General features: G+C 44.0%; 8 protein-coding genes and 2 pseudogenes. 6 read left to right on the top strand and 4 right to left on the bottom strand.

Features of this window, described 5'->3' with window-relative positions:
- On the top strand, positions 1 to 743 hold a 743-nt coding region (locus tag IEY11_RS03220; protein WP_456236989.1), incomplete at its 5' end, for an ABC transporter permease.
- Positions 744 to 910: 167 nt separating this feature from the next.
- On the opposite strand, the gene IEY11_RS03215 is transcribed toward IEY11_RS03220, so the two are convergent.
- The 3 genes from IEY11_RS03215 to IEY11_RS03205 form a co-directional block, all read right to left on the bottom strand.
- Positions 911 to 1,171, bottom strand: coding sequence for a DUF6061 family protein (locus tag IEY11_RS03215; protein WP_008118570.1), 261 nt, complete (start codon positions 1,169 to 1,171; stop codon positions 911 to 913).
- A 336-nt stretch (positions 1,172 to 1,507) separates the two neighbouring features.
- Positions 1,508 to 2,569 (bottom strand): DNA cytosine methyltransferase, encoded by a 1,062-nt coding sequence (locus IEY11_RS03210; protein WP_188885766.1) that lies wholly within the window; start codon positions 2,567 to 2,569, stop codon positions 1,508 to 1,510.
- Positions 2,556 to 2,711: a hypothetical protein gene (locus IEY11_RS03205; RefSeq protein ID WP_158557278.1), complete on the bottom strand. Its 156-nt coding sequence runs from the start codon at positions 2,709 to 2,711 to the stop codon at positions 2,556 to 2,558. The genes IEY11_RS03210 and IEY11_RS03205 overlap by 14 nt, the downstream gene beginning before the upstream one ends.
- 301 nt (positions 2,712 to 3,012) lie before the next feature.
- Here IEY11_RS03205 and IEY11_RS03200 point away from each other — a divergent pair, with 301 nt between their 5' ends.
- The 3 genes from IEY11_RS03200 (at position 3,013) to IEY11_RS03190 (ending at position 7,974) form a co-directional block, all read left to right on the top strand.
- A complete protein-coding gene (locus IEY11_RS03200) occupies positions 3,013 to 3,903 on the top strand; it encodes a Fic family protein (RefSeq protein WP_188885765.1) in 891 nt (296 codons plus the stop codon).
- A gap of 211 nt (positions 3,904 to 4,114) precedes the next feature.
- Complete coding sequence (locus IEY11_RS03195) at positions 4,115 to 6,040, top strand: ATP-dependent nuclease (RefSeq protein WP_188885764.1); 1,926 nt, start codon at positions 4,115 to 4,117, stop codon at positions 6,038 to 6,040.
- A gap of 14 nt (positions 6,041 to 6,054) precedes the next feature.
- A complete protein-coding gene (locus IEY11_RS03190; protein ID WP_188885763.1) occupies positions 6,055 to 7,974 on the top strand; it encodes a UvrD-helicase domain-containing protein in 1,920 nt (639 codons plus the stop codon).
- 172 nt (positions 7,975 to 8,146) lie between these two features.
- On the opposite strand, the gene IEY11_RS03185 is transcribed toward IEY11_RS03190, so the two are convergent.
- Entirely contained in the window at positions 8,147 to 8,341 is a 195-nt protein-coding gene (locus IEY11_RS03185) for a helix-turn-helix domain-containing protein (protein ID WP_201309141.1), read from the bottom strand.
- Positions 8,342 to 9,419: 1,078 nt separating this feature from the next.
- Here IEY11_RS03185 and IEY11_RS03175 point away from each other — a divergent pair.
- Both IEY11_RS03175 and IEY11_RS03170 read left to right on the top strand, forming a co-directional pair.
- Positions 9,420 to 9,821, top strand: a pseudogene (locus IEY11_RS03175) (MobQ family relaxase); the annotation flags it as partial.
- 128 nt (positions 9,822 to 9,949) lie between these two features.
- Positions 9,950 to 13,093: pseudogene (locus tag IEY11_RS03170) on the top strand (DUF3427 domain-containing protein).
- The last annotated feature ends 11 nt before the right edge of the window (positions 13,094 to 13,104 follow it).

The following is a 13,104-nucleotide window of genomic DNA, read 5'->3' as shown; positions in this document are numbered from 1 at the left end:
TTATCTTGTTACAAAGGCGGTCTCGAATTACAATGCCGCCTTGTGAATATTTTACTCTGTTTTACATCCAATGCGGAGTTTACACAGAATTCGGGATAGAGCCTATCTTTATGTTTGCCGCAATTCTTTTCAGCATCCTTTTCATTACAATATCTTTATGGGATAGCATGACAGACCCCAAACAGGTCAAAGACACATTTGAAAGCACATACCTTGTCATTGGCTTATTGATGTCATTCATTTTTCTTGTGTACTCGTCGGTCTTAACGGCAAAGCTGGTTATTGGAGAATATAATCATCGAACAATTACGATTATGTTTTCTTATCCTTTAAACAGAATAAAATTGATTGCCAGCAAATTAACTATAATCATGGTTTATACAGCGATTTCAATGACGATTGGATATATCTGTTGTAGCAGTTATATTATATTTGCGGATAAATCCTTTAATATGCTGGAGGGAACATTTCAACCATCAATGCTCCGAACATGGATACCAATGGCAATAACCACTGTGATTATATGTATGGTGCTGTCTCTGTGGTCATTTATTATTGGCATGATCAGAAAATCTGTTCCTGCAACAATCGTTACTTCTTTGATTGTTATTGTGTTACGGCAAGTTATTATCACCAAAAACATAACCAATCAGGAGTCCATAATGCAAGTTATCTTAGTTGCTATTGTTACCGTCATTGCTACACTACTTATCTTTAAAAGAAAAGTGCCTGAACTATATTGATTATTTCTATTTTTACAAATGGTAAAAGAAAAAGCCGTCGCAAAGCAGATTCAAATTCATGTATTTATATAACGGCGGCTTTGATTTTTAAAGTCAATGTTTTTAGTGATTACACAAACAGATGACAACTTACATGTATGTGGTAGCTGACGTAAGTTTGGATTATTTTAAAAGATTTCCAATGAATCTTCCGCATCTACCCACATCTGCATATTCCCATCCAGATATAATCGTACATATTCAAGCGGTTCATCAATTGCAAGTGCATTTAATGCACAATCTGAGCCAGGCGTAGTTTTTAAATTCTTTTCTGCTTCCCAACAGTCAATGCGGAGCATATAGCTCGCAGAGGTATAAACATCAACACTATTACGTTGTGGATTGTATTCTGCAAATATTGTTCTCATTGTATCAAATCTCCTTATCATTCAATCAATCATTTCTTACAAAAATCAGAAGCGTTTCAATCAGTTCACCATGTCATTTTCATTTTGTGCTATAATGTGTTATCAGTTTTTTTGCCCTTGTATTTGCCCTTATCAGAGTTCGTAAACACTGGTGGGACGATATAACACAAGGGAAACAATAAGGGAAAGCTCACCTGCGCCAAACTTAGTGTTTTCAAAGGCTTGAGAGATATTTGATAATAAAATATAACAATTATTAAATCCCTTGGAATACATGAAATCTCAATTCCAGATTGCCGAGCGACTTCGCCATGTTCGGGATCACAAATTTCAGTTCCATAAAATTACCTCCAAATTTTAATTCATTACTTCCGCGATACCCGCCATCACATATTCTGCACACGGCAGGGCAATCGAGTTGCCAAGTGCGCGATAACGGGCATGATCGCTGATTTCTTCATTCTTGCAGCCGTACTTTGTCCAGTTTTCAGGCAGACCCATCAACCGCTCACATTCCAGCGGTGTCAGCACGCGCAGGAATCCGTCCCGTTCCTCACCCTCGTACCAAAACGAAAACGGCGCCGTTACACTCGCAAGCAGAGTTGGGAACGGTTCTCCTCCTCGTCCGAAGCTGGCACAGAACCCTTTTTGATCTCCGACCTGTGCCATAGTTCGCATACGTCGAAGGGAAAACGGTCTAACGATGGGTACCTGCCGCCCTGTTTGAGCAACAGGCACTCCACCTCTTTGGGTGGCGGACAACCCGCCCGGACCGCTAATCGTAGAAAACGGGAGCACAGTCCGGGGCTTAAATAATACTTCTCCGGCACGCTGGTCTGCAAAATCTGCCACGACGAACACGCGCTTGCGCCGCTGTACGAGGGCGGGTTCTCCCCAATACTGGGCGTCCAGCAGTCGCCAAGCGGTATCAGCGCATCCCCCTCGCACCATTCCGGCGTGTGCCCATCCACGAGGAGGCACTGAAACCTCGGCACCTGTGAACGCACTGAGCATGGCTGCAAAATCCAGCCTGTCATTTGAAGAAAACGCTCCCGCAACGTTTTCCCAAACAGTGAAAGCTGGATACCTGCCGTTTGTTGCATATCTCATCTCCTCGATAATTCGCATTGCCTGATAGAACAGGCTGGATTTTTTGCCTGCGAAACCATTTCTCGTGCCAATCTGCGACAAGTCCTGACAGGGCGAACCGAATGTAATCACATCGACCGGCGGTATCTCTGCACCGCTGATCTTCGTAATGTCACCCAGGTGCAGCATATCCGGGAAATGCCGTTTGGTGATGGAGATCGGGCGTGCTTCGATCTCGCTCGCCCACACAGGTTCCATGCCGCAGTGTACCGCCGCCAATGGAAACACGCCGATTCCATCGAACAGACTGCCGAGTTTAAGTGCGGTCACGCGCATACCTCGTGCGGCCCATCGTGCCGTGGATACGACAGTTGCCCGTGCGGATTTTCTTGCCGCGTACACGGGCAAGGCAGTCGCAGTGCTCATCCGGGTCTAAGTGTGCGCCGCAGTGCGGACAGGTGTTGTAGTACATGAGTATCCCTCCTGCTATTACATGAATTGCTATACTATCTGCACACTGAACGGCGGCGGTCTGGCAAGCAGACAATAGATTTTATATTGAGTAAGCATAATCTTCTCCTTTTCGGGTAATGAAAAAGCCGTCCTCACTCGAGCACGGCTTTTGACCTGTATTGATATATCAAATCTTACAGTTTTCAGAAACAACTTATCTTATCGGCAAAATATAAACCAATTAATTATATATTTTCGTATATCTCTTGCCGATAATATGGTATACTATAAATACAGCTATCCCGCTCGGAGGTGAGCATATGAACTATCTTTCTGTTGCAGAAACAGCGAAAAAGTGGAATATTTCTGAACGAAGTGTGCGAAATTACTGTGCACAGGAACGTATTCCGGGTGCTGTGCTGATCGGCAAAACATGGCAGATTCCCGAGAATGCAGAAAAGCCTGCTCGCAGTAACGGCAAAAAAACGCCTGTCAAAACATTGCTTTCCATTCTGCAGGAAGAAAAACGAACCAAGTATGCCGGAGGCATCTATCACAAAACCCAAATCGACCTGACCTACAACTCTAACCACATCGAGGGCAGCCGCCTGACGCACGACCAGACACGTTATATTTTTGAAACCAACACCATCGGTGTAGAAAATGAGGTGCTGAATGTGGACGATGTGATTGAAACCTCGAATCACTTCCGTTGCATTGATCTAATCATCGATCATGCAGCCAGCACGCTAAGCGAGCATTTCATCAAAGAACTGCACCATATTCTGAAAAGCGGCACCAGTGATTCCCGTAAGGACTGGTTCGCCGTTGGCGAGTATAAGCGCCTGCCAAACGAGGTCGGCGGTATGCAGACCGCACTTCCAGAAGAAGTTGCCGATAAAATGAAAGCTCTGCTATCTGACTATAACGCCGTTCCTAAAAAGACACTGGACAATATTCTGGATTTTCACGTGCGCTTTGAGCGTGTCCACCCATTTCAAGACGGCAACGGCCGCGTTGGACGGCTTATCATGTTCAAGGAATGTCTCAAATACAACATCGTTCCGTTTATCATAGAAGAAAACCTCAAGATGTTTTATTATCGCGGTCTCAAGGAATGGTATAACGAAAAGGGATATCTTACGGATACCTGCTTAACCGCACAGGATAAGTACAAAGCCTATCTTGACTATTTCCGTATTCCATACTAAAATATTGTTCCATCCCCATATCCAAAGGAGTTCTCCCAGACTACCAATCACTCTTAACATCCAATGATACCTTTATCCGTAGTCGTTATATATTTAGAGGCGAGCATTCCCACCTTAATAAATAACGCTACTATAATGTGAAAAAACATTGCAGTGTGAAATAGCATATTACGTTATATTACAAATTTGTAATTGAAAGTGAGCGTAAAATATGATTATATCTGAATTAAAGGTTTATAACTTCCGTCAGTTTCAGTCTGTAGATGGTGCTCCCGGCTTAAAAATCACTTTTCACAAAGGCCTCAACGCGCTAATTGGTGAGAATGACTCAGGAAAAACCGCTGTAATCGATGCATTAAAATTAGTTTTACTGACTCAAAGCAATGAGTATATCCGACCATTAGATGAAGATTTTTATAAACCTATTGTCGGAGAAGCATGTTCAGAGTTTAAGATTGATTGCACGATTTCAGAATTCACACAGAATGAAGCAAAAAACTTTATTGAATACCTTTCATTTAACAAGGCCGAAAATGAGATTGAATATACGCTTGAGCTTCACTATCGCGCATGGAAAGAAAATCACAAGATTTATCAGGAATTGCGTGTCGGTGATATAGATGACGGGATTTCAATCGATGGAAAAGTAAGAGAATTGCTGAAAGCCGTTTATCTGAAACCTCTCCGTGATGCCGAACGAGAAATGAGTTCTGGGCGTGGTTCTAGAATCTCGCAAATACTTCTCAATCACCCTGTTTTCAAAGATAAGAAAGAACATACTATTCTTGACATTTTCCAGATCGCGAATAAACAAATCGAAGACTATTTTATCGGTGATTCAGATGGAAACCGTATTCTTCAGACAATTCGTGATAATTTAGCATCGTTTAACGATAAAAATCAGGCCAGTAATGCAGAATTGAAAACTTCGGATATCCAGCTCAAAGCTATACTGGAATCACTGTCGTTAAATGCACCAGAAATAAACCCCGGACTGGGCGAATTGAATCTACTGTTCATCGCAGCAGAGTTATTGCTTCTTAAAGATGATACAGATGGTGGTCTAAAGTTGGCTTTAATTGAGGAATTAGAAGCTCATTTGCATCCCCAAGCACAACTCCGACTAATCAGTTATCTTCAGAACGAGTATAATGAAAATAATGTTCAAATCATTATATCTACACATAGCCCCATTTTGGCATCAAAAATCAACCTCAAAAATTTGATTTTAATGAAAAATGCTACTGGATATGATTTAGCGGAAGGGCAAACCGGATTACAAAAAGGGGATTACCTGTTTCTCCAGCGTTTTCTCGACTCAACAAAGGCCAATCTGTTTTTTTCTAAGGGTATTATAATGGTCGAGGGTGATGCAGAGAATATTTTGATACCCGTCCTTGCAGACATTCTCGGCTATCCATTAGAGAAATATGGTATATCCATTGTAAATGTTGGAAGCACAGCTTTTCTTAGATATAGTAGGATTATGGTGAGAAAAGATGGTGGCGATATTGGAATACCAGTTTCTGTAGTAACAGATTGTGATGTAAAACCGGTATATAACACCAATCCGGCATCGCATGACAAGGAATTCAATGAAAAAGCAACCGAATCCTTGCAGGCTCAAGAAGAAAAAAACATCAAGTATACAACTGGTTCCGTCCACGGATTCACTTCACCTCGCTGGACACTTGAGTATTGCATTGCCATGAGTTGCCTTTCAGATGATTTCCATAAGGCAGTTCATTATGGAAAGAAAATTCTGAATGCACAAGAGTATATTTCGTTGACTGATGCCAAGATTGATGAAGCAAATCGTGCTGCCGAAGCAGAAGCGCAAGAGTGGAATAAGTTTTCCTCTGCCGAAAGTGCATACCATATTTATAGTTTAATGCTCAATAGCGATGGAAAGAGCGGCCTGAAAGCGATTGTGGCTCAATGCTTAGCTTCGATTTTGCGTTGGAAAACATCCATCATTCCGAATGGGTTGACACAAGAAAAGATGTTTGATTTAGACTTATATAGATTCAACACCGATGAAGATAAAAAAGCCGCATTAAAATCTAAGATTGAGAGCGATTCATTTTTACGCTATATTGCGAATGCTATCAAGTATGCAGCAGGAGAAACGATATAGATAAGGGGGATTCTATGATGGAATGGCAGATTTCCAATCAAAATATTCAAACTGTAGAGAAACTCCTTTTGCCACATGGTGCACACTTCTCGGAAGATGCAATAAAAGTTATACGTTGTTGGCATTCAACAGATGTAGCAGCCTGTCCGGGTAGTGGAAAAACAACGGTTCTTCTCGCAAAGCTAAAACTGTTGGCAGATAAAATGCCGCTCGAAAAAGGCGCAGGAATCTGCGTGCTTTCTCATACAAATGTTGCTGTCAATGAGATCAAAAATCGCCTCTCTGATTCTGCTGATAGACTTCTCGCTTATCCAAATTACATAGGCACAATCCAATCATTTATTGACAGATTTGTGACTATGCCATACTTGCGAAATATTTCTAGGCAAAACATTCAAGTGGTTGATAGCCTGACTTATGCACAATATATGCTTAACAAAATACAGCATAACGTGAAGTATAAAGCCCTTGACTATGTTACAAAATATAATTTTGAAACTGGCGGACAATTCTCAGAACGAATCAATCACACCCAAGCGTTGTATATACGAGATGATGGAGCGCTTTGCGTAGGAAAGCAGAGAAGGCCTTTGGCTGGCGCTGAAAAAGCTTCTACCAAGCAATATAAAGAACTGTTGACCGAACTTCTTAATGATGAAGGAATAATACGGTATCAAGATGCCTATGCATATGCACGAACTGCCATTAATGAATTACCAACAGCGTATACTGACCTCTTTTCATCACGTTTTCAATATGTGTTCGTCGATGAGTACCAAGACTGCGACGATATTCAGCGACAAGTCATAGCCTCAATATTTGACTCAACTAAATGCACGATATTCAAGATTGGCGATTCAGATCAAGCCATTTATAATTCCGACGAAAATACAACGCCAGATTGGATACCTCAACCGAACTTTCTCCCCATTAGGACATCTTGCAGATTTAGCCAAGAAATTGCTAATGTACTTTCTAAACTGAAAAAAGACAATACAGACATCATAACGCTTACGGGAGAAACGGGTGTTAAGCCTGTTCTCCTCATCTTCTCCCCGGAAACAATCGACAGAGTTATCTATGGTTTTATTTCAGAATTGGAAGCTCACGGACTCTATGATAATAATGGTATCTATAAGGCAATCGGTGCTATCAAAAAAGTAGATTCGTCCGGTCTAAAGATTGGAAGCTATTGGGCGAAGTTTGACAGTTCCTCAAACAGAAAAAATGAAAATAACTATTGGACTTTAGTAGATGAGATTATTCAATCTCTATCAGACGGTAGATTATATACAGCAGAACAAACAGTCCGCAAGCTCTTATGCCGAGTATTCCACCATGTTTCAAGAATACACTCCTCGTCAGGTAAAGAATATACTTTGTCAACACTGAAAAAGACTCTCGATGAAAAATACAGTGAGCCATATCGTCAATGGATATATGAGATGTCGAGAATGCCAATCATTGATCGACATTCTATAGATCAAATGGTACGGCAAAGAATAAACGATTTATTGAGAATCAACAATCCGAATCTAATCGATATATTCGACAAACTTCCAGTGCATTTTCTTAATGGACATATCGTTATCGATCATCCGAGTATACCTGAAAAGAACATACTGATTGACCCTATCAGAGGGCGCAGAATTGTATTCGACACCATTCACAGAGTCAAAGGTGAAACGCATGATGCAACGCTGTATCTTGAGACCGATAGACATGGAGCATCAGACTTAAAACGAATCCTTCCCTACTTTGGTGTCGGTCATTGCGGAAGTGCAAAACTCTATGATTACAGCCGTAAGCTTGCATATGTTGGTATGAGCAGGCCCCAAAAACTGCTATGCGTAGCAATGCAGGAAAAAACTTATCGTCAAAGCAATGGTGCATTCGATGATGATTGGGAAATTGTTGATTTAACGGACTGTTGAACGTAAGTATGTTTCATCGTTCTATAGATGTATCAGTCGCTCATGCAGACTTTCTTACTACTTTCAGACAACTGGAAAGACATCCATCTTTAAGAATGACTTCGGACTTATGATTATTTTCTGCTGCATAAAACAAAGCGCCACGTTTTTCCGTGGCGCTTTTGCCCTATTATCACTTGAAACTATCCCACCATGCTTCAAACGATTTCTTGGGAATCCGAATCGAATTGCCAATGCGGATAATCCGAAAGTCTGCTTCCTTAACAAACTTATATGCAGCCGTGCGACCAATATCAAGTATCGCTGCAATCTCCTCCACCGTGTAGGTACGCGATTCTGGCAAGCTCTTTTCCTGCTTATTTTCCATGATAACCTCCATATTTTCGTCTTGTCATTTTGCACAAACCATTGTAAAATGTCAGTAGTGGTCAGCCTTTATTGACTGTACCCTTGCTAATAATTTGCTAATTAGACTGTCTGACAGACGCATAACGACACATCACCTTGTGCAATTTGCACTATGGTTTTCTTGTGTTTTTCGTTGATTACGCGAACAGAACAACATGGGAAGTTACTATATGAACGGTTTGAATCGTTCACGACATGGTTCGCTGTACTCCTAAGCGTGGGACCAGAGGTTCAAATCCTCTCTGGGACGCCAGCTAACAACGCCGAAATCCTTTGTTTTCAAGGATTTTCGGCTTTTCTTATATAAAAAACTGTGAAAAAGCTCTTTCACTATATGAGATAAAATTCTACTCCAAAATTTGATTTTTGACAACCCCTCCGGAATCGAACGGTTGTTATAAGTCAAAAACGCCAGCTAATGTTTAGCAGAAAACGGGCTGTTCTTGCTAATGAAAATGCCCTTCCTGCTAATCAGACCAAAAATCGTGCTAAAAAACCTGCTAATCAAAAAGGCGGATGTTTTGAGTACCATGCTGTTATAGCGGATAAAATTGAATATCGTTATATACATAGAGCGTCTATTTGCCCCGCATCGGGGATATATAGGCGCTCTTTTTTTGCCCAAAACCATGGGCAAATACAAGAGATTGGAGGTGTTTTATTTGAGCAAGCCTGTTTATGCCGCAGAAAAGCCGAGCGATTGCCATTACTGCGACTTCTGGACGAATGGCAGAAAGGGTTGCCGTCTGGGTAGAAATAATTGCTACTACTTAATCTCTTTGCCACCGAAACCCAAGTCGGAATGTGATGGCTGTCCCTATGGGCGAGATCACCCGTGCATTGGTTGGTGTACGAAGAAGGTTATGCGTGAAGTGGGGCTTCGTTGATATGGATGCGTATGAACAGAAATACCGCTTCTGCTATTTTGCCCGATGTCCTTACGAAAAGACGGATATGGCTTTCCGCAGCATTCCGCTGACAACAGAAAGTTTTCCGCAGAAAGAAGGTGGTGAAGCCGTGTGGGTTTTGATTATTTTTACGGTCAGCAAGGCGTGGATTTACTTCCCACCGTCCATGAGGGCGCAACCGTCCGGGCGATGGAGAAGAAAGGCATACGCACCGAAAAGGGCGAGTTCAACCGCTGGATCAAGGCAACCAATGCCGTTATCCGAGACATCAAGAAGAAAATCGCTCTCCTGTTTGATTGGATTGCCGAAGCAAAAGCAGAGCTTGCCAAGCCGCAGGCACCCGACCTTGTTTCTCTGCTGAACGCCTATTACACCCAGCGCAAAGCCGGGGCGTATTCCCAGAAAGGCAAAATCAGCAACCTAAAGGAGATGAACGATACCTTCAATTACCTGCGGGAGAATGGCATTTACTCCCTTGAAGATTTGGAACACCGTGTCAGCGAACACAGTGCTGCCACAGAGAGCTTGAAGGTTGGACGCTGATGAATGGATTGATTTTCCTTGCGGTTTAGCGTACAATAAAATTGTCGAAATTACTCAAAACAGTTCAAGGAATAACACCTATTACGAATTACGCTATCGCACAGGAGACTTCTTTCATGCTTGAACAAGGCCTTTACGAGCAAGTAGTGAATACCGAAATCAAAGATGAGCTGCGTCAGCTTCCGGAAGGCAGCAAGCACGTCGAGAAAATCGATGCTGCCGAGTCCTCCGCGGTCTTAACGCAGTACCTGTCCGAAGTCGTTCACAAAGGTCTTGACCGCATTGCCGGTGACGATATTTCTGCGCAGTTAAATCTGGTCAACAAAATTGTTGATCTGATTTCGCAGGAGACAGCGCAGGACGACCTGCGCGATTTTACTGTGGACGATGAGGGCGAGCAGTTATTCGCATTGCTGTCCCGCGATGATCCTATGATGCGCATCGGTCAGAAAAAAGCAAAGGACCTCCCCCGCCCCGAAACATCGATTGTGCAAAGCAGCTTATTTACCGGAGCAGTTCATGAGCCGCAGATGTTTTCCGAGCTGAAGAAAGAAATCGCCTCCGCAGACCGCATTGATATGCTGGTTTCGTTTGTCAAATGGAGCGGTCTTCGTTTAATCATCGATGATCTTCAGCATTTTGCGGACCGTGGCGGCAGGCTCCGCGTTATTACGACAACATACATGGGCGCAACGGACGTGAAAGCGGTGGAAGCGCTTCGCAAGCTCCCCAACACAGAAATCCGTGTATCTTACGATACCGAGCGTACCAGACTTCATGCAAAGGCGTATATGTTCTATCGTGAAACCGGCTTTACCACGGCGTATGTCGGTTCTTCCAACCTCTCCAATCCGGCTATGTCCAGCGGACTGGAATGGAATGTTAAGCTGACAACCAAGGATATGCTGCCGACCATTCAGAAGATGGAGGCAACCTTCGATAGTTATTGGAACACCGCCAGCTTTGAAGTCTATGAGGACGGGTGCAAAGAAAGACTGGAGCGTGCACTGTCGACAACCGGCAAAGCCAATCCGACAAGCGAAATGCAGTTCGTTTTCGATATTCAGCCCTACCCCTACCAGCAGGAGATTTTGGATCGCCTGCAGGCAGAGCGCGAGGTTCGCGGCTATTACCGCAATCTTGTCGTTGCAGCAACCGGCACCGGAAAAACCTTAATCTCTGCCTTTGATTACCGACGGTTCTGCAAAGCCTTTTCCGGCTCGAAGCCTCGTCTGCTGTTTGTCGTTCATCGAGAGGAAATTCTGAAACAGAGTCGAAGTGCCTTCCGCGCTGTATTAAAGGACCCCAATTTCGGAGAGCTTTTTGTGGGCAGCTTCAAGCCGGGCAGCCTGGAGCATCTATTTATTTCAGTGCAGATATTAGCTTCTCAGAAGCTGTATGACTTTCTCCCGGAGGACTATTACGATTTCATCATTGTGGACGAGTTCCATCATGCAGCAGCACCTACCTATTAAGGACTGCTGAACCACTTCAAGCCGAAAATCTTATTGGGTCTGACCGCAACGCCGGAACGTATGGATGGAAAAAACGTTCTGGATTACTTTAATGGCCGCATTGCATCTGAAATTCGACTGCCGGAGGCAATCGAGCGCAAGCTGCTCTGCCCGTTCCAATACTTCGGCGTTTCCGATGATGTTGACCTGTCCAATATTCGCTGGACGCGCGGCGGTTATGATAAAGCTGAACTTAACAACGTGTTTTCTCTGAACCGTGCTGTTGCCGAAAAGCGCGCCGGCCATATTGTCAATTCTCTCTACCGGTATGCAACCGACATCAATAAGGTTCGCGGTCTTGGGTTTTGCGTCTCTGTCGAGCATGCTGAATTCATGGAGGAATATTTCTCATCGAAGGGTATCCCCTGCATGTCCCTTACCGGTACTTCTAGCGACAAGGAACGAAATGAAGCCAGACAGCGTCTGGTCTCCGGTGAAATCCGCTTTATCTTTGTTGTAGATTTGTATAACGAGGGCGTTGATATTCCCGAAATTGACACCATCCTCTTTCTGCGCCCTACCGAGTCGCTCACGATTTTCTTACAGCAGCTTGGCCGCGGTCTGCGTCTCTCGGAAGGAAAAGACTGCCTGACCGTTTTGGACTTTATCGGTCAGGCAAACAAGAAATACAATTTTGAAGAAAAGTTTGCTGCACTGCTCTCTCACAGCAATCACAGCATGCAGTACGAGGTGAAAAAGGGCTTTGTATCACTGCCGAAGGGCTGCTATATCCAGCTGGAAAAGAAGGCTTCCGAAGTCATTCTGGCGAATATTCGCCGCTCCTTCGGTGACCGTGCCGGTCTGATTGCGCGTATCGAAACCTTCACACCGGACAGCGGCCTTCCCCTTTCCTTGAAGAATTTCATCAGCTACTATCGCCTCGACCCGCGGTCTATCTACGGTAAATTCTCTTTCTCCCGTCTCTGTGCAGATGCAGGCGTCCTTGATGATTTTGCCGAGCCTGCCGAAAGCATTCTGACAAAGGCGTTCAGCAAGCTGGTTGCTGTGGATTCCCGGCGCTGGATTACGTTCCTGATGGATATTCTTCCTCGCTTCTCCTGTGAACTTGCGGCTTCGCTTTCCGATTTTGAAAAACGTATGCTTCAAATGTTCTACATCACCGTATTTCCGGAGGCGGCAGACTGGCGTTCCCATACTACGCAAGCCAACATGCAGCTGCTCACGGACAGTCCGATCATGATGCACGAACTGTATGAGCTTCTGGCGCTCAATCTGGAACGTATTGACTTTATCGATCAGCCTGTCCCGCTTGGCTTTGATTGTCCGCTGGACCTGCATTGCACCTATACCAGAGATCAAATTCTGATTGCAATGGACTATATGACGCCGAAAAATGTGCGGGAAGGTGTCAAATGGCTGCCGGACAAGCAGGTCGATATGTTCTTTATCGCGCTCAACAAGGCAGACAAGGACTACTCACCGACTACCATGTACAACGACTATTCGATCAACGAAAGCCTGTTCCATTGGCAAAGTCAAAGCACGACCTCCGATACGGCAAGCACCGGTCAGCGTTATATCAACCACCGGCAGCGCGGCAGCAAGGTCGTTCTCTTCGTGCGGGAGTTCAAGCAGGACAGCATTGGCGCTGCACCGTATACCTGTCTTGGAACGGCAGCCTATGTGAAGCACACCGGCAGCAAGCCAATGAATATTACATGGCATCTGGACCAGCCGATTCCGGCGAAGTATCTTCGCAAGACGAACAAGCTGGTAGTCGGATAAGGAAGGCATTT

Origin of the sequence: Butyricicoccus faecihominis, from assembly GCF_014648015.1 — a bacterium.
Classification (GTDB): Bacteria; Bacillota; Clostridia; order Oscillospirales; family Butyricicoccaceae; genus Agathobaculum; species Agathobaculum butyriciproducens.
The sequence above is the reverse complement of the archived record's forward strand: the minus strand, read 5'-3'. Positions and strand labels throughout refer to the sequence as shown.